The organism is Methanobrevibacter sp. (assembly GCA_022775905.1).
Taxonomy (GTDB): Archaea; Methanobacteriota; Methanobacteria; order Methanobacteriales; family Methanobacteriaceae; genus Methanocatella.
Window position 1 is genome coordinate 24,105 of sequence record JALFJX010000012.1, and the last position, 21,157, is coordinate 45,261.

At 30.0% G+C, this 21,157-nt stretch carries 23 protein-coding genes, 1 tRNA gene, 1 other RNA gene and 1 pseudogene; 6 read left to right on the forward strand and 20 right to left on the reverse strand.

All coding sequences use genetic code 11. The features are described 5' to 3' along the window. Positions 1-6: 6 nt before the first annotated feature. The 3 genes from MR875_04125 to MR875_04135 form a co-directional block, all read right to left on the reverse strand. On the reverse strand, positions 7-198 hold the full coding sequence (locus tag MR875_04125; protein ID MCI6994031.1) for a 4Fe-4S binding protein: 192 nt from the start codon (positions 196-198) through the stop codon (positions 7-9). Positions 199-285: 87 nt separating this feature from the next. Then, positions 286-744, reverse strand: a complete 459-nt coding sequence (locus tag MR875_04130) for a phosphopantetheine adenylyltransferase (protein MCI6994032.1) — start codon at positions 742-744, stop codon at positions 286-288. A 103-nt stretch (positions 745-847) separates the two neighbouring features. Beyond that, on the reverse strand, positions 848-3,685 hold the full coding sequence (locus MR875_04135; GenBank protein ID MCI6994033.1) for an Ig-like domain-containing protein: 2,838 nt from the start codon (positions 3,683-3,685) through the stop codon (positions 848-850). Between the two features lie 506 nt (positions 3,686-4,191). Between MR875_04135 and MR875_04140 the strand changes: the two genes are divergently transcribed. Genes MR875_04140 through MR875_04150 form a run of 3 tightly spaced genes read left to right on the forward strand, consistent with a single transcriptional unit; the run spans position 4,192 to position 7,823 of the window. Beyond that, the gene (locus MR875_04140; protein ID MCI6994034.1) at positions 4,192-5,742 is read left to right on the forward strand and encodes a radical SAM protein; all 1,551 of its coding nucleotides are present in this window, start codon (positions 4,192-4,194) and stop codon (positions 5,740-5,742) included. 58 nt (positions 5,743-5,800) lie between these two features. Further along, positions 5,801-6,922 (forward strand): pyridoxal phosphate-dependent aminotransferase, encoded by a 1,122-nt coding sequence (locus MR875_04145; protein ID MCI6994035.1) that lies wholly within the window; start codon positions 5,801-5,803, stop codon positions 6,920-6,922. After that, on the forward strand, positions 6,915-7,823 hold the full coding sequence (locus MR875_04150) for a cation diffusion facilitator family transporter (GenBank protein MCI6994036.1): 909 nt from the start codon (positions 6,915-6,917) through the stop codon (positions 7,821-7,823). The genes MR875_04145 and MR875_04150 overlap by 8 nt, the downstream gene beginning before the upstream one ends. Before the next feature lie 9 nt (positions 7,824-7,832). Here the strand turns inward: MR875_04150 and MR875_04155 are convergent. The 9 genes from MR875_04155 to hdrC all read right to left on the reverse strand — a co-directional run bounded on the left by MR875_04155 (position 7,833) and on the right by hdrC (position 13,408). After that, positions 7,833-7,916: transfer RNA gene (locus MR875_04155), tRNA-Ser, on the reverse strand. Between the two features lie 65 nt (positions 7,917-7,981). Then, positions 7,982-8,297: signal recognition particle sRNA (gene ffs, locus MR875_04160), an RNA gene on the reverse strand. Between the two features lie 151 nt (positions 8,298-8,448). Then, positions 8,449-8,835 carry a CBS domain-containing protein gene (locus tag MR875_04165; protein MCI6994037.1) on the reverse strand — a complete coding sequence of 129 codons (387 nt, stop codon included), beginning with the start codon at positions 8,833-8,835 and terminating at the stop codon, positions 8,449-8,451. Continuing rightward, the gene (locus MR875_04170; protein ID MCI6994038.1) at positions 8,825-9,724 is read right to left on the reverse strand and encodes a 2-phosphoglycerate kinase; all 900 of its coding nucleotides are present in this window, start codon (positions 9,722-9,724) and stop codon (positions 8,825-8,827) included. Before MR875_04170 ends, MR875_04165 begins: the two co-directional genes overlap by 11 nt. Before the next feature lie 137 nt (positions 9,725-9,861). After that, positions 9,862-10,551 carry a metallophosphoesterase gene (locus tag MR875_04175; GenBank protein MCI6994039.1) on the reverse strand — a complete coding sequence of 230 codons (690 nt, stop codon included), beginning with the start codon at positions 10,549-10,551 and terminating at the stop codon, positions 9,862-9,864. Positions 10,552-10,555: 4 nt separating this feature from the next. Further along, positions 10,556-11,089: a DUF2096 domain-containing protein gene (locus tag MR875_04180; GenBank protein ID MCI6994040.1), complete on the reverse strand. Its 534-nt coding sequence runs from the start codon at positions 11,087-11,089 to the stop codon at positions 10,556-10,558. Further along, positions 11,086-11,352 carry a DUF749 domain-containing protein gene (locus tag MR875_04185; GenBank protein MCI6994041.1) on the reverse strand — a complete coding sequence of 89 codons (267 nt, stop codon included), beginning with the start codon at positions 11,350-11,352 and terminating at the stop codon, positions 11,086-11,088. The genes MR875_04180 and MR875_04185 overlap by 4 nt, the downstream gene beginning before the upstream one ends. 193 nt (positions 11,353-11,545) lie before the next feature. Then, the gene (hdrB, locus tag MR875_04190) at positions 11,546-12,433 is read right to left on the reverse strand and encodes a CoB--CoM heterodisulfide reductase subunit B (GenBank protein MCI6994042.1); all 888 of its coding nucleotides are present in this window, start codon (positions 12,431-12,433) and stop codon (positions 11,546-11,548) included. Between the two features lie 18 nt (positions 12,434-12,451). Continuing rightward, on the reverse strand, positions 12,452-13,408 hold the full coding sequence (gene hdrC, locus MR875_04195) for a CoB--CoM heterodisulfide reductase subunit C (GenBank protein ID MCI6994043.1): 957 nt from the start codon (positions 13,406-13,408) through the stop codon (positions 12,452-12,454). A gap of 184 nt (positions 13,409-13,592) precedes the next feature. Here hdrC and MR875_04200 point away from each other — a divergent pair, with 184 nt between their 5' ends. Next, positions 13,593-14,336 carry an archaeosine tRNA-ribosyltransferase gene (locus MR875_04200; GenBank protein MCI6994044.1) on the forward strand — a complete coding sequence of 248 codons (744 nt, stop codon included), beginning with the start codon at positions 13,593-13,595 and terminating at the stop codon, positions 14,334-14,336. Here the strand turns inward: MR875_04200 and MR875_04205 are convergent. The 6 genes from MR875_04205 to MR875_04230 all read right to left on the reverse strand — a co-directional run bounded on the left by MR875_04205 (position 14,333) and on the right by MR875_04230 (position 17,374). Further along, a complete protein-coding gene (locus tag MR875_04205) occupies positions 14,333-14,749 on the reverse strand; it encodes a hypothetical protein (GenBank protein ID MCI6994045.1) in 417 nt (138 codons plus the stop codon). The genes MR875_04200 and MR875_04205 overlap by 4 nt on opposite strands. A gap of 3 nt (positions 14,750-14,752) precedes the next feature. Further along, positions 14,753-15,667, reverse strand: coding sequence for a hypothetical protein (locus MR875_04210; GenBank protein MCI6994046.1), 915 nt, complete (start codon positions 15,665-15,667; stop codon positions 14,753-14,755). 81 nt (positions 15,668-15,748) lie between these two features. Further along, on the reverse strand, positions 15,749-15,907 hold the full coding sequence (locus MR875_04215; GenBank protein MCI6994047.1) for a hypothetical protein: 159 nt from the start codon (positions 15,905-15,907) through the stop codon (positions 15,749-15,751). Positions 15,908-16,157: 250 nt separating this feature from the next. Then, positions 16,158-16,325 (reverse strand): hypothetical protein, encoded by a 168-nt coding sequence (locus MR875_04220; GenBank protein MCI6994048.1) that lies wholly within the window; start codon positions 16,323-16,325, stop codon positions 16,158-16,160. Positions 16,326-16,441: 116 nt separating this feature from the next. Beyond that, positions 16,442-16,636, reverse strand: a complete 195-nt coding sequence (locus MR875_04225; protein MCI6994049.1) for a hypothetical protein — start codon at positions 16,634-16,636, stop codon at positions 16,442-16,444. Between the two features lie 282 nt (positions 16,637-16,918). After that, positions 16,919-17,374 carry a hypothetical protein gene (locus MR875_04230; protein MCI6994050.1) on the reverse strand — a complete coding sequence of 152 codons (456 nt, stop codon included), beginning with the start codon at positions 17,372-17,374 and terminating at the stop codon, positions 16,919-16,921. A gap of 98 nt (positions 17,375-17,472) precedes the next feature. Between MR875_04230 and MR875_04235 the strand changes: the two are divergent. Further along, a pseudogene (locus tag MR875_04235) lies at positions 17,473-18,407 on the forward strand (3-hydroxyacyl-CoA dehydrogenase). On the opposite strand, the gene MR875_04240 reads toward MR875_04235, so the two are convergent. Together MR875_04240 and dph5 are read right to left on the reverse strand one after the other, a co-directional pair. Then, the gene (locus tag MR875_04240) at positions 18,404-18,871 is read right to left on the reverse strand and encodes a MarR family transcriptional regulator (protein MCI6994051.1); all 468 of its coding nucleotides are present in this window, start codon (positions 18,869-18,871) and stop codon (positions 18,404-18,406) included. The pseudogene MR875_04235 and the gene MR875_04240 overlap by 4 nt on opposite strands. A 445-nt stretch (positions 18,872-19,316) precedes the next feature. After that, positions 19,317-20,111, reverse strand: coding sequence for a diphthine synthase (gene dph5, locus MR875_04245; protein MCI6994052.1), 795 nt, complete (start codon positions 20,109-20,111; stop codon positions 19,317-19,319). 35 nt (positions 20,112-20,146) lie between these two features. Here dph5 and MR875_04250 point away from each other — a divergent pair, with 35 nt between their 5' ends. Next, the gene (locus MR875_04250; GenBank protein ID MCI6994053.1) at positions 20,147-21,145 is read left to right on the forward strand and encodes a class I SAM-dependent methyltransferase family protein; all 999 of its coding nucleotides are present in this window, start codon (positions 20,147-20,149) and stop codon (positions 21,143-21,145) included. Positions 21,146-21,157 lie beyond the last annotated feature (12 nt).

Here is a 21,157-nt window from a genome sequence, read left to right on the forward strand (position 1 = left end):
TATCCCTCATGCTTTAGATATAGCTTGATTTGGACAGTTTTGGATACAAAGGTCACATTCATCACAGTTTTCAGGGACAATTGCTACATCCCCATCTTTTTCAATGATTGCACCTTGCTCACAAAGTTTAATACATAATCCTTGTACTGGACAATCTTGGATATGTCCACATAAATCAGAATCAATTTTTACTGCCATATAATCACCTCAAAAATATACATAAATATGTTATGTAATTAATTATATATCGACATGTATTAATAAACATATCGATATGATTTTCGATTATTCAACAACATTCCCATTTTGATTAATCTCACCACGCCTAATTCGTGTTGAAGATATAGGATTTCCATCATAAGCTAGTACAAAACTTACTACAACAATATCAATAGGATCCATGCCTTTTGAAACTCTAATCTTATTAATTTCAACTGCAGTAGGTTCAGTTTCTTCACTGACAACAATAGCTTCAAATTCAGCATCATGAATTGTGGTCCCATATGGATCATTTAATGGAATCACAACAAAATCAGATTTATCAGCAAAAAAAGACCTTAAATTACTCATTCTCTCTTTACAAGAATCAATATCTCCCTTCAATCCCCCAAAAGCATCAGAAGTAACACCAATCTCAACCCTGTTACCTAATTCAAAAGCAGTTGATAATAATTTTTTGTGTCCATCGTGAAATTTATCAAAAGTTCCACCAACAGCCACTTTATCATATTTCTTAGAATTCATAATATTGTCCTAATAGTTTGTAAATAACTATTTATCAGAACTATTATAAAAAATGATGGCTATAAAAAAATAAAATTTTAAAAAAAAAAATAAAAATAGTTAATTAGAATGAAAGACTGGAATAATATCCATTAAGTTTATAAGTCTTAGTATTCCAATTACCTATCTTTCCTAACGAGTTTTTAGAACTTGTTGCATCAGCAACAGTCCAAGTACCATCAATCAATACTTGAACCCACACGTGTCCATAAGTGCTTCCACTGGTAAACTTACATGTACCATGAACATATCTAGTTGGAAGTTTAGCAGTTCTAAACATAGCTGCAAGTAAATGAGAATGATCCACACAATTTCCTTTTTTAGCATTCAAAGTACCGACAGCACCATACTTAGTATCATAATAGAAACTATATGATAAAGTGTCTCTAACATACTTGAAAATTGCATTAGCCTTAGCTTTCTGAGTTTTTAATCCTTTAGTTAATTTATCAACTAACTTTTTAATTTTAGCATTACCCACTTGGCAATTTGCAGTTGCTTTAAGATATGCTTCTAAACTTTTAATAGTGTTTTTGGAATTTATACTAGTACTTGAACTAGATGTTTTGATAGATTTAATTTCAACAAACACTGGCAATCTACCATTATCATCACAGAATCCAACAACACGAGCAAATGCATAAACTAAACTTTTATAACCAATAGTACCTACTTTAGAACTTACAGAATTCGGCATTTTACCATTTTCTTCTGCAATTTTAACAACATTTTTTGCAACAGATAAGTAATCAGATAATTTACCTGCATGATATGTTGATGAAGGACTACTTGGGTCAGAAATATGTTTAACATAAATCTTAGATTTGTCACCAGATTTTAACTGTACAATAGCTTTGGAAACTAAATATAAATAATCACTAGTTTTATAGCTGATACTTCCAATTTTAACAGTAGATGGTAACTTATGATTTTTCTCAATATACTTTTGCATTTTTGTTGATGCATCAATAAGTTGGTTAATAGTTACACTATTTACAACATGTATTGTAGAGGAACCTGAATATACTCCTTGAGAATATTTAATTTTATGATCACCATCAGATAAAACACCAAGTTTTACTTTAGCAACACCATATGAATCAGTAGTAGCATTATATTGTTTACTATCAACTGTGAAAGTAACTTTAGTACTTTTAATTGGATTCTTTTTGTAATCCAATAATTTCACGGAATAAGATGCACTCTTACCAGTTGAGACATAAACAGTACTACCTACAAATTTAGTTCCTTTAATTGAAACATGTTTAGATATAGCACTATGTGCATAATAACTGCTGGAAATAGTAGTTTTAATAGTATAATAACCTATACCTGTAGTACCAATTGCTAATTTAGCAATACCTTTTGAATCAGTAGTTTTAGTAAAAGTTTTTCCATTGAATACAAGTTTGACAGTAATATCTTTAAGAGGGTTTCCAAATTTATTCTTTACACTAACTGAATAAACAGAACCATCTTTATAGTTCATTACTAAATCCCCTGCTGAAACTTTAGCAGTTTGTTTAGAAACAACTATTTTATTAGATCCATAACAGTAATCGAAAGAGCTTGAAGTTAAATACTGATATTTAACAGCATAAGTACCTGGTTTTACTGTAGGGACAGTTAAATAAGCATTACCATTGGAATTAGTCTTAATTGAATAAGTTTTTCCATAAAATGTGACTTTCACAGTTTTATTGGCTAAAGCTTTACCGCTTTTTGTTAATTTAACTTTAAATTTAGATCCATCTTTATATTGCATGGATAATTTTGAAGATGTAAGTTTAGTAGTAGGGTTTTTGACATATAATTTTCCAGATTCTGAGGAACCTGAATAATATTTGTCTCCAGAATATGAATAACTAATAGAATAAGTACCTTTAGCAAGAGTCGGAAGATATAAAGTAGCTTTTCCGTACGCATTGGTTTTAACGGTTACTTTTTTATTGTTATATTTGAATACTACACTTTTATCTTTAATTAAAACACCATGTTTGGATTTTAAAGTTACAGTAAAAGAATACTTTGTTTTTGGTTTAATGTAAGTAGCAGTTGAACCATGAGTTAATGTTGTAGCATCTTTTAAGGAAATACAATTTCTAGACAACTTTTCACCAGAATATGGGTTAGTTGTAGTGATGACGTATTTTCCAGGTGCAATATTAACAGGTAATCTTGCAACTCCATTTGAATCAGTAGTTTTTGTATAAGTTATCCCATTAACTTTAAATGATACTTTTGTATTTGCTAATGCATTATAATTTTTCCAAAATGTTACTTCATACTGGACAACATTTCCATAGTATTTAGTAAGATCACTTCCACTTACTGAAGATAATACTTTAACTTTCTTTGAAAGAGATACATCTGCATAATTTGAACTACCAGCATATTTGACGACAGCATCATATGTGCCTTTAGATAAAGCAGTGATTTTTACTGATGCAATACCATTACTATTGGTAGTAGCAGTGTAAGTCACTCCATTCACTTTTAAAGAAATTTTTTGATTGCTGATACCATTGCCATTTGCATCTTTCAAGGTTACTTTAAAATATGTAGCGGATTTTCCATAATGAGTATCCTCCACAGTTAACTTTGTAGATGTTTTAGCAGGAGTAGCAGATACTGTATTATCATTAGAAACAGATAAAACATCACCATCGGTGTTATTATTACCTGATTCATTATAATTAGAAGTTTGAACATTTTCATTATTCAAATCATCATCATGAGAATTAACTATATTAGTCTCTGAGATAGAATCCTCGTTAGAAACTTCTAAATTATTTTCAACGGATAATGAATTAACATCATCTGTCATTAAATTTGAATCTTCTGTATTTGAAGCATTATTTAATTCAGCTGCACTAATTGCTCCTACAATAAAGAAGAACATCAATACAAGTGAGATAAATAAGGCTTTATTTTTTATCGAAATTTTTCCACCTCTTGGTTCTCATTACGAAAATTTTATAGTAAAATATGATTATACTAAAATATAGTATATTTCATAATGAGTAGATAACTCTATATAGTTTAATATTATATAAATGTTTTTAAAACTTTAAAAAGTAAAAAACGGATTTAAATTAATTAAATAGGTTAAAATAGATAGAAATCATATATTAATTTAAAATAAAAGAACAATTAAGTTGAAATAATCAAAGATAAGATTAAATAACTTAAATTTAATTTAAATTTTAAACAATCGCATGAAAAATAGAATTTAAATTGCATGTTAATTTACAATGAAAATCAAAAAGAATTATTTAATTATAACGGAATTCAAAAATTCATTAAATTAATAATGAAAAATAACTCATTAAGAGATTAATAAATCAAAAATAACTGATTTAAATCAGAAAACAGAAAAACACAAAAAACAGAAAAATAGATGATTGTATGTTGTATGAAAAAAATATCTTCCAAAAAAATATCAAAAGCATAGATATTCGCATGGGATTAGCTTATCCAAACATTTATAAAACTGCAATGTCTTCATTAGGATATAACATCTTATACAATCAAATTAATGAGCGTGAGGACTGCTGGTGTGAACGGATAATTTTTCCAAACCCAAAATCAATAGAATCAAATACACCGAGCAAGTATTTTGATATTATAAGCTTTACTATCCAGTTTGAAGAAGATTATTTTAACGTATTAAACATGCTAAAAAATGCTGAAATACCACTTAAAAGAGAAGATAGAAATGAAAGTGATCCATTGATTATTGCGGGAGGACCATGTACAACTGCAAACCCAATGCCAATATCTGATTATATTGATCTTTTTGTAATTGGTGAAGGAGAAACAGTGATTGATAATATTTTAGATACATATCAAAATCATGGCAAAAATTTAGAAAAATATTTAGAAATAGAAAGCATCTACATTCCCAAGTATAACAATAATACAAAAATAAATATCATACAAAATATGGATGATGCATATCACATTACAGAACCAATCGTGAGTAAAAGTGATGATGAAAATTATCAGACAATTTTCAATAATTCAATAATGTTAAATGTTTCTCGAGGATGTACTAGAGGTTGCAGATTCTGTATGTCAGGATATTTATACAGACCCATGAGAGAAACTGAATACAAAAAACTAATTGACATTGCAATTAAAAATCGTGAAAATACCGACATAAATAAAATCACATTAATTGGTGCTGCAGTTTCAGATTACCATAATTTGGAAAATTTGATTAGTGGTTTGGAAAAAGAAGGTTTTCAAATTTCAACACCTTCACTTAGAATTGAATCAATAACAAAGGAAACTTTAGCATCATTGAAAAAAAGTGGATTGAAAACAATTACTCTTGCACCAGAATCAACTGAAGAATTACGAAAAGTAATCAATAAAGAGATACTGGAAGAAAAAATTTTTACAGTAATAAAAAATGCTGTTGAACTTGACTTTAAGATAAAATTATATTTCTTGATTGGCATTCCTGGAGAAACTATGGATGATATAAAAGAACTTTGCCAATACATGAAAAATATTGCGGAAATGCACAATAGCATTAAAAATGTAAAATTTAGTGTAAATCCCCTCATTCCAAAACCACACACACCATTACAATGGGAACCTTACGATTTTAAGGATATTAAAAAGAAAACTAGATATATCAACAAAGAAATGAGGAAATATAATATTAAGTGCGAAAGTCCTAAAAAAGGGCTAATTCAATATATATTATCTTGTGGAAATAGGGGCATTGGTGCAATTATTGAGAAATCTTTAACAAAACAGCCAACATTAAAAGAATGGAGAGAATTATTACCTGAATATGATATTGATGATTCATTGCCTTGGGACAATATTGACGTTGGCGTAAATAAAAGATTTTTAAAAATAGAAAATAAACGATTAAGAAATTTAAAGCAAACACCATGGTGTGAAGAAAGTCCATGTTACAATTGTGGATCATGTGAAAAATAATTCTTAGAAAAAAATTAATTTACAATAAATAATATATTAATTAAATAGAGGCAAAAATATGATAAATCCAGCAAGTAGAACAAAATCAATTGAATTATCATTAATCAGAAAAATGTTTGAAGTTACAAATCCTAATGCAATAAACTTAGGAATCGGTGAGCCTGATTTTGATGTTCCAGAAAATATCAAAAATGCTATGAAACAATCAATTGATGAAAATGATACTCATTATACTCCAAATAAAGGATATATTGAATTAAGAGAAGAAATTTCTAAAAAGTTTAAAAAAGAAAATGAGATAAATACTAATCCGGATGACATTATTGTTACAGTAGGTGCTAGTGAAGGATTGTTCATGTGTACTCAAGCATTCATTGAAAAAGGAGATGAGGTGTTGCTTCCAAATCCAAGTTTCCTTTCATATGAAGCATGCGTGAAATTAGCTGATGGAAATATTGTACCAGTTGACTGCACTATGGAAAATGAATTTAAATTAAAAGCAGAAGACGTACAAGAAAAAATAACTGATAAAACAAAAGCAATAATATTAAATTCACCATCAAATCCAACTGGTGCTGTAATGGATAAAGAAGACATAAAAGCGATTGCAGATTTATCCATGGATAATGATTTCCTAATAATTTCTGATGAAATATATGAAAAAATCATTTATGGTAAAAAGAATTATTCTCCTGCAAAATACGGCGACAATGTAATTACTTTAAATGGATTTTCAAAAACATATGCAATGACTGGACTTAGAATAGGTTATTTAGCAACAACAAATGACTATTATACAGAACAGTTGCTTAAAATACATCAATATAACATTGCATGTGCAAATACAACAGCACAAAGAGGAGCATATGAAGCATTAACTGGACCTCAAAATGAAGTTGAAAAAATGGTTTCTGAATTCCAAAGAAGACGTGACCTCATCGTCAGCCGTTTAAACGGAATGGGATATGAAACAGTAAATGCAGAAGGTGCATTCTACGTATTCCCAAGAATTGAAGATAAAGAATTTGTAATGAAAGCTGCAAAAGCAGGTGTAATTACAGTTCCGGGAATTGCATTTGGATCCAACGGAGATAATCATGTACGTATGTCCTATGCAAATTCATACGAAAACATCGAAAAAGCAATGGATATTTTAGAAGAGAGTGTAGTTAATGGATGAATTAAGAAATAAAGGTGGTAGAAAAGCAGCAATTGTAGCAATAGTTGCAAACACCTTTTTAACCATTTTTAACATTATTGTGGGAATGCTGTCTGGAAGTTATGCATTAATCTCTGAAGGAGGACATACTTTATCAGACATCACAACAACAATAATTGCTTATATCGGATTTAAAATTGGTCAAAAACCTGCAGATAAAGAGCATCCACTTGGACACGGCCGTGCTGAGGCAATAAGTGGATTAGTAATTATGCTATTTTTAACAATGGTCGCTTATGAAATCATGAGTGGAGCAGTTGACAAATTGATTAATCCTTCAACAATTACAACACCAGACATATATGCTGCAGGAATGGCTATTTTTGGAATATTCATCAATTACATAATCAGTGAATATATCATCAGATTAGGTAAACAAATCAATAGCCCAGCAATTGTAGCTGATGGAAAACATCAAAAGACAGATATATTCTCATCAATTGCAATCCTAGTTGGAGTAATTGTGTCAAACCTAGGTTACCCCATATTAGATCCAATTATAGGATTAGTTATAGGATTTTTAATCTTAAAAACAGCATACGGCATCGGTAAAGAAAATATTGACAATATTATGGGCAGAATTCCATCACAGGAGTTTGTTAACGAAATTAAAAAAGTAGCTAATGAAAGCAGCGAATACGCTAAAAATGCTCATGACATAAAAGTAGATTATCTAGGATCATATGCAACAGTGACATTGCATATTGAAATGGATAAAAACATGACCTTGAATGATTCACATAAGATTGTGCATGTTGTTCAAAATAATATCATTGAAAAAATACCCGATATAAAATATGTAACAGTACATGCTTGCCCTGCTGGATTAAAGTACAACCATGACCAAGAAATAGATGAATAATAATAAAAACGCCGGGACCGGGATTCGAACCCGGGTGGTCATAAGACCATCGGATTAGCAGTCCGACGCCGTACCAGGCTGGGCCATCCCGACATTTATAACAAAACAAGTATAATAAATTATATGTTTAAACTTACTTATAAACTTAATTATTTTTTTAAATGGCATGTCAAGGAGTGGACTAATCTCAAAAATATAAGTGATCTAAAAAACCCAACTCCACCCCGGGATTCTACAAGCATTGAATGTTAACAGTAAAGCTGCTCCCTTCCGGGCCTGACCCATTTCCATATCGAAGATGACTAATTTTTACCCTCCAGTAAAAACTTCATCACCACCAATCCTGTAGGACGAGGTTTCTGCGTTGTTTTTAATAGGCTTATATCCCCTTAAAAAGCCGCCTCCTAGACTTCAACTGCACCAAAGGGGGTATGTGCTTACAGAGGACCCCTAACCCTCCAGTCTAGCCATAATAATATATGATAGTAATATTATATAAATGTTAGTAAAAATAAAGCAAAAACTTGAAAAAATACTGTAAAAAGAATTTCTAGAAAAAAATAGAATTATAGCAACTAATTTAAAATGATTATAATTTAAAAAAAAGAAAAATGGATGGACTAAATTAGAATACCTCTTGAATAATATCCCCATCAGAGACAATACCCAATAATTTTCCATCTTCAACAACAGGAAGTTGGTTTAAAATACCTGAAGAAACATTTTCTTTCATTATGTTAACAGCTTCTTCAATAGTATTATCTGGAGAAACAGTAACTACAGAAGTTATCATTATTTCTTCAACACTAGTTCCTAATTCATATTTATCTAAAATTAAATTATGACCAACATCAGTTGCAGTAATAATTCCAATTAATTTATCATTCTCAACAACAGGAAGAGAACTAATTTTATTTTCCATTAATTTTTCAAATGCAAATACTACATCAACATCAGATGTAGTAGTGATTACATCAGTGGTCATTATTTCTTTAACTTTCCTATTCATCATTAACACCTACAAATTTTTCCAAAATATTATTTACCATCAAATCTATTGTTTCATTAATATCAATATTGTTAATTATATGAGAATCATAAATTTTTGCTTGTTCAACTAAAAAATCTTGAGTTTTTCTAATTGATTCAAAATTTTCCATATAATTTCCAAGAGATCTTTTTACCCAAGGTTGAGTGCATCTTGAATAAAAACGCTGTTTATGAGACTCTTCATTTTCAATCATCAAAGTAAACATAATAATATTATTGTTTTCAAGTAGATCTTTGCTAATAAATCCTGGAACTACATGAACTCCTTCGATAATAGTACTAATCCCCTCTTTAATAGACCTTTCAATGATTGCTTCAATTCCCACATTAACAACATCAGCATGAGCAATAAAACCTTCAATAACTCTATCCATTTTAACAGAAGGATTTTTTATACTTTCATAAGCATTGAAACTAGATTTATGAATAACTGGACTTAATTCCTTTGAAACAACCTTTCGCATTACTTCACGAATCATGTCCGTACTTATGATATTCTTTAATCTTAATCGATTAGCCAATTCAAATGCCATTGAAGATGTACCCACACCAGATGAACCACCCATGAGAATGATTAATGGCTTTTTAGATTTCCTAAGTAATTTTAGATTTTTATATTTTTCTGCAATTTTCGAATCCATACTAATCAAATGATCTAATACAATATCTGCCAATTCTTCACGAGAAATGATAAATAACTCATTTTTAATTAGCTCATCTTCGATTTCACTAGCAATTTCATATGCTCTTTTAGACCCAATGTAAGAAACATTCAGTGAACGAGACATGATTCCTTTGGAAAATGGTTCTTTATATTCAGTACCATCAACATTACTAGTAACCCAAATCATGAAAATCACATTAAATATGGTTAAATTTATAAAATTAATCTTAAATAAAATTTGTTATTTGATTTTCTAGAAAAAAAATAAATTTACAGTAACTAATTAAAATTAAATAAAAAATAAAAAAAGAGAGAATAGGCGAGTTATTCGTCTAAAGAAATAATACTTATGTCATAATTTGAGCCATCTTTAATATCAATCAAGACAGCACCATTATCTTTAAGCATACCTGGATTTGCCACATCAGTAGTTGTTCCAATCTTACTGAGAGATTTAGCTTCATGGATATGGCCGCAAACATTAATTTCAGGTTCAAATTCATGAATAGATTTCTGAATTCCAGAACTACCTACATGTTCACCATTGGAAACTCTGTCAGCGTCAGTATTGAATGGTGGAGCATGAGTTGCTAAAATTCTTACTTTAGGAACTTCAGTATTGTAGACATAATCATAATTAGCTAATAAATCATAAACTGATCTGTAAATATGATCATCATCTGTTTCACCAGGTGTATTGAATGGAGTTGGGTTAGATCCTCCATAACCGAATAATATTGCATCACCATATGCAACAATATTATTGTGAAGACAAAATGCTACATCATTAATCGCATTACATATTCCATTTGGATCACAGTTACCTGGAAGAGCAATAACATCCACATCATATTCATATATTTTATTAATGAATGTTTCTACAAAATCCAAAGGTCCGAAGTCAGTAATATCTCCAAGGATTAAAACTAAATCAATATCATTATTGCCTAAATAAGTGTATAAATTTTCGTTTTCTTCACCGTGAATATCACTTATTGCTAAAATTTTTGTCATAAAATCACCTAATCTCATCAAAAAAGAAAGATCCCATTTCTTTTAAACCAGATTTGAGGTCTTCTTGGTCTCCATGTAATTGAACAGTTACATCATCATCAAATTCAATGATTAAACCATTCCATTCTGCAATTTCTTGAACTCTTTCTTCAGCTAAAGGAACTTTTAAGTTGATTCTACCAGTAGTTAAACCAGGAGGAGTATTAACTAAGAATTTTGATCGGGATTTTGCAAATTCAAATACTTCTTCTCCTCTCATGACTCTTTTTAATAAATCAATCCATTGATCAACATACTCTTCACCTTCTTCTTCAGCAATAGTTAAAAGAGTTCCTTGAATATTATTTAAAGCCATCTCTGCTTTAGCTAAACCATTGATCAATTCAGGATGGGAAGGGTCTCTTCTGTATGAACTAATAGAAGACCTGATTAAGCCCATCTCAGGGTTAATTCCCTTAGGTATTTCATAACCTTTTTTTGCCAAATCAGTTATAAGACGTTGAAGAACTAACCAATTTTGTTCAGATGGTAAACTCATAAATGGCCACCTATAATTTTTAAAGTAGTATGGTTAATTTTTGCATCTGCTTCTTTTAATTCAGCTTCGATTTCTGCAGTGCTTGAATAAGCATCTAAGAACAAAACATGGTGGGTAGAAGTACCTGCAATGTTTAAAATAGCCATTTCATCAGTAGATTTAAGTTCTCTTTTATCAATAGTTGCTTTAAATTGAACATAAGGTTCATATTCTTCTGGAAGGTCGGAATATTTAAAGATTCCATCTAATGTTGCAACAAACATAATCTTCACCTCTTATTTTTTAACATTTATTGATATCTAACTACTCATATATAAACATGCTTACGAATAATTCGCATAAATACAAACAAAAAAATTTAAAATAAAAAAATGATTACCAATGCTGATAATCAATATCCAAAATGTGTTTTTAATGTCTAAAAAAAATAAGATAAAAGGATAGAAATCCTTAAATCTATTCACCTAATGCTTTTTTGATAGCAGGGGTTGCATCAATTTGTTGAGCATCGAAGGTTAAGTCATCAGCTGATAATCCCATAGCTAATCCATATAATTGAGCTAAGTGGAATACAGGAAGTGCAAAGTCAGTTCCGTATTTTTCGTTTACTTCAACTTGACCTACATCAAATTGCATGTGACAGAAAGGACATACGTTAACAATTGCATCTACACCAGCAGCTGTCATATGGTCGAGTTTTTCTTTGGTGTAACTAGTAGTTACATCTTTATCTCTAGCTCTTAAACCTCCACCTGCACCGCAGCACATCATTTTGTCTTTGTAGTCTACAGATTTAGCACCAGTAATTTCTACAAGGTCATCTAAAATAGATGGGTTTTCTGCTTGATCTTCAATACCAATAGTTTTGGTAGGTTTTAAGAAGTGGCATCCATAGTGAACAGCAACATTTAAATCTAAAGGTTTTTCGATTAATGAAGCTAATTTTTCAAATCCAACATCATCTCTTAAAATTTGAGCGAAGTGTTTTACATTAATAGTTCCTTTGTATTCTCTGCCAATTTCAGCTAAGTTAGCGTTGATTTTAGCTTTTTTATCTTCATCTTCTTGTAAGATGTGATTACATTCAAATAATGATCCGAAACATCCATTACATTCGGTCATAATGTCTGCACCCATATCTTCAGCAAGAGTTAAGTTACGAGCTGCTACAGTAGCCCAAGTTTCTTCATCAAAAGAACCGAATACACCAGGAGCAGGACAACAAGAAGCTCCTTCCATATCTTTTAATTCAATATCTAATGCTTCAAATAATTTTCTGGTAGCTTTTTCAACACCAGGATAACGGTTGTTCATAATACAACCTAAGAAGTATGCAATTTCCATATTATAACTCTCCTCAATCTATTCTTTTAATCCGCCGGTTGCTTCATCGTAACCAATTAATTCATCAAAAGCGGTAATTTTACATAATTTTTGTACTTCAGCTAATGCTTCAGGATAAGCATGAGTTGTAGGTGGCACTTCAGGAAGACCAATTTTTGATCTTAAAGCTTTAACATTGTCATTAATAGGTACTGCATGACCAGTATTTAATACGAACACACCAGTCATTTTGTGAGCTTTAGCCATGTATCCAGCGTGAGCTGCGATGTTACGTGCTTTTTTGATGATTTCTACGATTTTAACACTTCTTAAACATCTTTCTTGGCAAGTGTAACAGGTAGTACACATCCATAAAGATTCATCAGAAATAACTTCTTCTTTTAATCCTAATAAACATTTTCTGACAATTTGTCTTACTTTATAAGGAGTTCTTCTTCCAGATGGGCATCCTCCACTACAGGTACCACATTGGAAACAGTGTTTTACAGTTTCAATTCCAGCATCAATGAACTCAGCGGTGAAATCTGGATCACGATTACTATCATTTAATAATTCTTTATCAGTTAATAAAGTCATAGTATCTCTCTTTTTATCTTTATCATTTGAATTTTCTTCAACTTCCTCAACAACATCTTCTGTTGTTTCTTCTTCATCTTCAACAACTTCAACTTCTTCAACAACTTCTGGTTCTTCTGGAGTTGCTTCTTCAACAACTTCAACTTCCTCAGGAGCCACTTCTTCAATAGTTTCAGCTTCTTCCACAATTTCTTCAGATGAATCTTCTACAATTTCGATGTCTTTTTTGAAAGTTAAATCTTTTTCACTATCTTCCACTTCAGGAACGATAGTTTCTTCCATTTGTGAAGATGTAACTTCGACATCATTAGATGTGTTTGATACATCATTATTGATGTCTGTTTCTTCTTTATCTATATCTCCTTTGAACAAGGATTTAAGACGATTTATTATAGACATTAAAAACACACCTCGGATAATCATTGGACTATTTCCTCAAATCCTTAATTATACTCTTTAAAAAACCATATATAAAGGTTACTAAATTTTTTGATAGTGTAATCAAAAAGATTACATCTTATGAAAAATTTTTATAAACCTAAAGATACAAATTAAAAATAAAAAGCAAATAGGAAAGAAATAAATGATAAAACAATTCGAAATCAAATCACATGACGGACCTGGAAGAGTTGGAAAAGTTGATGGTGAACTCACACCAAGAATATTTTTCAAAGAGGAATTGAAAATTGCACCTAACCAAGGATCAGCACACAACATTGACCGTGAAATTGCAGAGTTCAATGTAAAAGAAACTTTAAGACTTGCTGAAGAAAATGTAGATATATGCGATATTGCAGTAATTCAAGGTTCTAAATACATTGATTTAAGAATCGAATGCATGAAAAAATTAGAAGAAATCGGATACAACGGATTCATAATAGCTAATGGTGATTCATTACTAACAAATTCAAGAGAACTTGTTGATGTTATTGTATCACTTAAAAAAGAAGCTAAAAAAACAAGTTATTTCATATTCCCATTTGCAGAATTATCCTTCATGCCGATATTGACATATATGGGAATTGATGGATTTTTAGCAGACTCTGCAAACTATTATAGTTACTTGAATGTCTTGCAAACACCAACAAAATCATATGATTTGAATAACTATCCTATTTATGAAGACATTACCCAAGAAGATTTGGAAAAAAAGAATCTTGAAAATATGGAATTTGTAATAAAAGAAATCCATGCACACATGAAAAACAGATCTTTGAGAAATCTTGTAGAGGAACGCTCAGGTACCACACCACAAAATATCTCAACCTTAAAAATACTTGATAAGAATCATATGAATTACTTATTAGAGTATACACAATTATTCTAAAATTTTAATGAAGAAATAATATTTTTGAACTCGCTTTCAGATTCACCAGAAACGTCTAATGTCCTTAGTTCGAAAATATATATTTCACCATTTTCAACAAAGACATAAGTATGGATGTCAAAGTTAATATCTGGAGTATCTATGTTAGCATGAAGTTTAATGGCATCTTTTTCTGCAATCTGAACAAAATCAGAAGCTAAAACATTACCACCATCATTTGAAATTGCATCTTCCATGAATATTTTATAGTCATCAAGGTTTGTAGCAGTCGGAAAACTTACTGCATTAATCAAATTACCTTGGCCTTTTGACAATGTTGCTATGCAATCTGGATTTGATAGAATATCTGCTTTTTCAACTTCCCAACTGTCAGGATATTCAAAAATAATCTTTCCTGTATCAAATGTTCTCATGAATTATTCCTCTTTTTTTGATGAAACTTCAATAGTTTCAGGTTCTTCTTCAATAGTGTCAATATATTTAGAAAATGGTTCAGGAAGTTTTGGCATTACTTCTTTTAGGATTTCGGCAGCATCAAGTTCTAATGCTTGTCCTGAAAGCAATTGCTCCACATCAAATCCGAACTCAAATGGTTTAAGTAAATCATCAGTAGGGACTCTTAAATTAATTCTTTTTTTGTTCAATATCATTTTAAGAGTACTAGTGTTTCTTATTTGTTCATTCATATCTTCAACAGCACTTTTTATATCATATGCTATAGCTTTATTTTTCTCATTTACTTCAAGTTTAGACTTTTCAATGGATTTTTCCAAGTCCTCAACTAGCTGAGCATTTCTTCTGTTGATGTTTTCTCTTGCTTCATCAATGACAACATTAATAGCATTAAGAATAGATTTATTCAATTCAACATTATATGCTAAAATCATTTTGTTCTTGTAATCCAATTCTTTGAAAATAGCCACTCTCTCATCATCGATTCTGGTAATCTTTTTGTTTAGTTCATGAATTTCATCTTTTGCTTTTAAAAGTTCATCCTTATCAGTGAGTTGTTCCTTAAGAGAATCAACATCATCAAAAAATGATCCTTTGAGAGCTTGAATCTGTTCATTTAATTTATCGATTTCTGCATCTTTTGCTTCAAGCCTGTGATAAAATTCATCAAGTTTAGAATCAGAAAATTGATTATCAATTAATGCCTCGTATTCACTTTGAGCCAATACTTTTACAAGGTCATTATCTTCAAAAGGATCTTCTTTTTTAAGACTTACCTGTTTCTGTTGAGATTCTTTTTCAACAGTATTTCCCTCTTTATCTTTACTAGTATATTTTTTAGTATAAACTCTAACAGTTCTAAATTCCTCATTTTCCATTATTGACACCCACTCTATAATAATAAGTAGATTAGTTTAATTTAAATAGTTAATGCTAAAAAAAAGAAAAAAAGAAAAAAATTATTTAATTTTTTCCCTTTCAATCCATAACAACATTGCTTCTTCAATCGCTTTTGAATACCAGCCAGTTTTGAAAAGCATCTTACTGGATGCAATTTTGCGAAATACCAAATCAACATCATTATTGATACTAATTGTAACACGCCTGTTTCGAGTCATACAAATAGATAGTTTATACAAGTTAATAAATGTTTTAGTGCAGTTTAAGGACAATTTAATGTATAATTTTTAATATTGAAATTATATATCCAATTCAATGAATTATCAGTTCATCAATAACATCACAAATATTATAAAAAGACAGTGATTTAAAATAATAAAAATATAATATAAAAATTATTAAAATGGATATAATACTAATATCCATAATAAATAACTTTACAAATCATACTCATTAAAAAAAAAAAGATTATTCTACAGTTTGATCATTAATTAATAATTGAGTTAAGTAATTTTGTTTTCCAATCATTTTACATAATTCCAATTGTTGCTCACTCCAACCCATATCATCTTCTTCATCTTTAAGATATACTTTCATTAAGTCATAGGTTGTTGCATCAAAAATTCCAGATTCCATAAATTCATTGACTAATGCAATTCCTTCAACAGATACGTCATAATCATGTTCAATGAATTCTACAATATCAGTAAATATTGGAGCTTCAGGAGCTGCTTCTTGTTTGATTTCTCCACCTAATCCAATATACGATCCATGAATTGTTCAACAAAATCTAATTCTTCAGTTGCATGAGCAGCATATTTATCTCCAAGGGATTGAAATCCTAATCCTGCGAAGATTTTACCTTGAATTCTGTGTCCAAATGAATTTGCTGCTAATCCAGTTACAAGAAATTGTAAAGTTTCAATAGTTTTTTCTTTATCGGCCATAATATCACCAATTAATGACTTAATCTTATTAAGTCTTATATTGTTCTATAATATACAAACTATTTGAATTTATTGTACAAAATTTACAGAGCACCAGTAAAACTCAAAAAACATCTTTTTAAATATTTCAACCATTTTTTGAATAATTCTTAAAAAACTCGCATTCAGACCACTATAAAATTTTTAATATCCCCAATATAATAATATTGCCTTTTTCAATGATTTAATGCAGTTTAAGAACACATTAATGTATAATTTTTAATATTGAAATTTTAAAAATAATTATAAAGGGAGATTTTTGGATTTGACTTTTGCCTTCAGATTATTCAAATTTCCGGAAATAATTGAAATTTTTTCACCATCAATTTCAGCAGTATAAATCCATGCATTTTCAAAATGAGAGAAATGACCATCATTTCTTATTTCAGCATTATGCAAAGCAAGAATCTCCTTTTTCTGAATTGCCAGCATATCAATTTTATGTATTGCCAAGTAAAAATTTCTAAAATTAGAATTTCCCTTTAAACCCTTTACAAACCAATCCATTACAATATCCTTATCAATCCCAACAATAGATGCTGCCCTAAAAATAGAATTATATGTTTTATATGCTTCAATAACTTTCAATTGATCATTATCAAAACTTTTAAATGAATAATTCCCATGTTTCAATTGTTCATGCCTTAATTTTGATTTTAAAGAATTATTCCTTATTTGTAAACTATTTAATACATTCATCAATACCATTTTTGTTTTTAACCATTAATAATATTAACATATTATTTATTAAAAAGTAAATAAATTAGTATACAAGTAAACTAATAGAGGTTTTTGAAATGAGTATAAAAAAAGTCGTTGTCACAGGCGGAGGAGTACTCGGTAGTCAAATTGCACTTCAAACTGCATATTGCGGATTTGATGTTACAATCTGGCTTAGAAGTGAAGGATCAATTGAAAGAGCTCAACCAAAACTTGAAAGATTTAAAAACATCTATGTTGACACTCTTGAGAAAATGAAAACAGATGCAAGTGCATACTGCAGAGATTATCAAAAACACCAGACTTAAGTTCTGATGAATTAGACTTGCTTAAACAGCAAGCCCAAGATGCATATGATAACTTAAAATTAACAAACAGTTATGAAGAAGCTGCTAAAGATGCTGATTTGATAATTGAAGCTATTGCCGAAAACTCAGAACAGAAAATTGCATTCTATCAGGAATTAGCAAAATACATGGAAGACAAAACAATACTTATAACAAACTCATCAACATTACTTCCATCAATGTTTGCAGAATATACTGGAAGACCTGAAAAATACCTTTCATTACACTTTGCAAACACAATCTGGGCAAACAACACTGCTGAAGTTATGGGACATCCCGGAACTGAGCAAGAATACTACGATGAAGTAGTCAAATTTGCTGAAGATATAAACATGATTCCTTTAAAACTCAAAAAGGAACAACCAGGTTATATCCTAAACTCCCTTTTAGTTCCATTCCTAAATGCAGGTCAAGCATTACTTGCAAATGATGTTGCAGATCATGAAACAATTGATAAAACTTGGATTTTAGCAACAGGAGCCCCAGCAGGACCATTCCATATTTTAGACATTGTTGGACTTGAAACAGCATACAATATTGTCATTATGAATCCAGAGTCAAAAGACCCTGAAACTACCCCTGGAAAAATTGCTAAAATGCTTAAGGAAAAAATAGATGCTGGTGAAACTGGTATTAATGCGGGAAAAGGATTTTACGAATATTAATCCTTTTCATTTTCTTTTTTTAAATTTAAATCAATAGCTCTGTGAGTTAACTCGATGAAAGTTTTCCTAAAGTTATAATTTAATCCATCCAATCCCATTTCAGACTCCCATTTATCGTTTACTTCCTTCATGATTGGAATGAAATTATTGCCTTTACTAGTTAATTTTAAAATAAAATGACGTTTATCATTCTCAGATCTTTCACGCAAAATCCACCCATCACGTTCCAATTTCTTAACGGATTTTGTAATAGCACCTTTAGTTAAATACAATCCATCAGACAAATCTTTTTGGTTCAATTCTTCGCTTTCATGAATCATCAATATACATAAAGCAGATATCAAACTGAGATCATATTTAGAAAGTTCATCATTAAGATATGTTTTATGATTCTTATGAAAAATAAATAATATATCTCCCAACCTATTTGAATCATAAAAACCCATTGTTTTTTCGAATTTCATTAAAATATAGTTTATAGAAACCCGCATATAAATAGTGTAGCAACTACACAAATTAAAATCAAATAACAATATTTAAATAAAATTAAAATATAAGTATTATACGATGTGAAATATAATTCATATATTTTAATGAAAACATCAATCATTTTATAATCTCCAAAATGTTAGAATATATTTCATTACTGGAAGTAGAAATGAGGACTACTTCCTCTCCCACCTTTATTTTCTAAAATTAGCTTTTATAATACTTTAATTTTTTTAAAAAATAATATTTTATTAATAATAAAAAGATTTATATATACAAAAAAATAAACTAATAATCGATATGACATAATATACATATCAATGGCATCAGCCAATCTCTTTTTTAATCACTGAAACGCCGAAAAAGTACCCAAAAGAAGTAGGAAAAACAGTACTACTTCTAATCTCCCTAATTTTAAAGTTATACATCATCAAGTATTTTTGGGTCTGCTCCAGCAATTTCAACAAGATATTCTGCTTCAACAATATGGAGTTTTGAAGGAATTACAACACAATGAAGAGGCCCTCCAAAATCAAAGTCAATCAACTCTTTGATTGTTCCTGCCTTAACACATACATCCTTTGAACCAACACGTGCAATCCCCATAGCCAATGTATCTTCATTAACTAAACCATCACGATCTTCCAAGGAATCATGAATATTCATTAAATATTCCAACCCTTGATTAACAGTCATGTAACGGTCTTTATGAGCTTGAATATCAAGTAAGACAAGAGTATGTAAATCCATTTTTAAATTTTCTTCAATAGCTTCGTAAGGAGATTTTGGATAGAAATTATAATCAGGGAAAGGGATTGTTGTTACTTTACCGAATTTATATCCCTGAAGGCCAGAAATAGCTGGTGCTGAAGACAAAATAGAAGAACCATGAATAACTTCATAGTCAATACCTTTTTTAGAGCAGCGAACCAAGAAATCACTGTGAGTAGTCGCAATTAAAGGATCCCCTCCTGTGATTAAAGCAACATCCTGTGTTTTTGCTTCTTCAAGAAATTTGCTTTCTTCTTCAACTTCACCTCTGACTAAAACTTCTATTTTTTGACCTATCAACTCTTCAATAGCTTCAAAACTTGAACCAAATAATCTTGAAGTGAAAAATTCAGCATAAATCTTATCAACATTTCTCAAACATTCTAATCCTTTTAAAGATATATCCTTTTCATCAAATAATCCTAAACCCACTAAATAAAACATATATATTATATAATAATTTAAACATAAAAAACTTTATGAAATGTGTAAAAGTTCCATTAAGACAATTAAATGATACCCGTATAAAATTAATGGAAAATGATTTGATGAATATGGAATATAAAATAAAAGCCGATACCGAGTTTGGATATATTCCAATAAATGAAGATGTTAATGATTATGAAATTGTTGATATGGAATTAGAACCAATGAAGAAAGTTCCACACAATTTTGCAGAATTGCTCGAAGAAGAGTTAACTCCAGACGAAATTGAAAATTTAAGAACATCATTTGACACCATAGGTGATGTTGTAATTCTTGAAATTCCTGAAAACCTACAGGATAAAAAACAGATTATCGGAGATGCCGCACTTAAATTTACAAAAAGAAGATCAATTTACATGAAAAAAAGTGCAGTCAAGGGAACAACACGTGTTCGAGATTTAGAATTCTTATCAGGAGTTGATGATTCAGTAACAATCCATAAAGAACATAGTGCTAGATTAAAGTTAGATGTTCGTGAAGTTTATTTCTCACCAAGACTTGCAACCGAAAGAAAACGTGTGATGCAAAGCGTTGAAAATGGTGAAAAAATATTGGACATGTTCTGTGGAATCGGACCATTTCCAATTGTAATAGCACGAAACAAAAATGTTGACATCACAGCGGTTGACATCAATGAATCTGCAATCAAATATTTAGATGAAAATATCAAGTTAAATAAATTGAAAGGAAACATCAAAACATATTGTGGCGACGTGAGACAAGTAAGTGCTGGCTTTAACATGAAGTTTGATAGAATAATTATGAACCTACCCGGCCTTGCATATACTTTCCTTGATGTTGCAATTGATTTAATTGAAGATGGTGGAATAATTAATTATTATGAGTTTTCTGATTCATATGAACAAGGAATAAAACGTTTAAATGATGCGGCAAGTGCAGTTGGAAAAGAAGTTGAAATAATTAATTGCCGCAAAGTAAAATCAACATCCCCCGGAGAATGGCATGTAGCCATTGATGGAAAAATAAACTAAAAAAATTAGATG

Bases quoted from the DNA above. Each gene is read 5' to 3' on its own strand.
- MR875_04150 (MCI6994036.1), top strand. From the start codon at position 6,915: ATGGATGAATTAAGAAATAAAGGTGGTAGAAAAGCAGCAATTGTAGCA.
- MR875_04215 (MCI6994047.1), bottom strand. From the start codon at position 15,907: ATGACTCGAAACAGGCGTGTTACAATTAGTATCAATAATGATGTTGAT.
- hdrC (MCI6994043.1), bottom strand. From the start codon at position 13,408: ATGTCTATAATAAATCGTCTTAAATCCTTGTTCAAAGGAGATATAGAT.
- MR875_04250 (MCI6994053.1), top strand. From the start codon at position 20,147: ATGAAATGTGTAAAAGTTCCATTAAGACAATTAAATGATACCCGTATA.
- MR875_04135 (MCI6994033.1), bottom strand. From the start codon at position 3,685: ATGTTCTTCTTTATTGTAGGAGCAATTAGTGCAGCTGAATTAAATAAT.
- MR875_04225 (MCI6994049.1), bottom strand. From the start codon at position 16,636: ATGGCCGATAAAGAAAAAACTATTGAAACTTTACAATTTCTTGTAACT.
- MR875_04210 (MCI6994046.1), bottom strand. From the start codon at position 15,667: ATGGAAAATGAGGAATTTAGAACTGTTAGAGTTTATACTAAAAAATAT.
- MR875_04165 (MCI6994037.1), bottom strand. From the start codon at position 8,835: ATGATGAATAGGAAAGTTAAAGAAATAATGACCACTGATGTAATCACT.
- MR875_04145 (MCI6994035.1), top strand. From the start codon at position 5,801: ATGATAAATCCAGCAAGTAGAACAAAATCAATTGAATTATCATTAATC.
- MR875_04205 (MCI6994045.1), bottom strand. From the start codon at position 14,749: ATGAGAACATTTGATACAGGAAAGATTATTTTTGAATATCCTGACAGT.
- MR875_04230 (MCI6994050.1), bottom strand. From the start codon at position 17,374: ATGAATGTATTAAATAGTTTACAAATAAGGAATAATTCTTTAAAATCA.
- dph5 (MCI6994052.1), bottom strand. From the start codon at position 20,111: ATGTTTTATTTAGTGGGTTTAGGATTATTTGATGAAAAGGATATATCT.
- hdrB (MCI6994042.1), bottom strand. From the start codon at position 12,433: ATGGAAATTGCATACTTCTTAGGTTGTATTATGAACAACCGTTATCCT.
- MR875_04175 (MCI6994039.1), bottom strand. From the start codon at position 10,551: ATGACAAAAATTTTAGCAATAAGTGATATTCACGGTGAAGAAAACGAA.
- MR875_04125 (MCI6994031.1), bottom strand. From the start codon at position 198: ATGGCAGTAAAAATTGATTCTGATTTATGTGGACATATCCAAGATTGT.
- MR875_04130 (MCI6994032.1), bottom strand. From the start codon at position 744: ATGAATTCTAAGAAATATGATAAAGTGGCTGTTGGTGGAACTTTTGAT.
- MR875_04180 (MCI6994040.1), bottom strand. From the start codon at position 11,089: ATGAGTTTACCATCTGAACAAAATTGGTTAGTTCTTCAACGTCTTATA.
- MR875_04240 (MCI6994051.1), bottom strand. From the start codon at position 18,871: ATGAAATTCGAAAAAACAATGGGTTTTTATGATTCAAATAGGTTGGGA.
- MR875_04170 (MCI6994038.1), bottom strand. From the start codon at position 9,724: ATGATTTGGGTTACTAGTAATGTTGATGGTACTGAATATAAAGAACCA.
- MR875_04220 (MCI6994048.1), bottom strand. From the start codon at position 16,325: ATGGAATCTGGAATTTTTGATGCAACAACCTATGACTTAATGAAAGTA.
- MR875_04200 (MCI6994044.1), top strand. From the start codon at position 13,593: ATGATAAAACAATTCGAAATCAAATCACATGACGGACCTGGAAGAGTT.
- MR875_04140 (MCI6994034.1), top strand. From the start codon at position 4,192: ATGTTGTATGAAAAAAATATCTTCCAAAAAAATATCAAAAGCATAGAT.
- MR875_04185 (MCI6994041.1), bottom strand. From the start codon at position 11,352: ATGTTTGTTGCAACATTAGATGGAATCTTTAAATATTCCGACCTTCCA.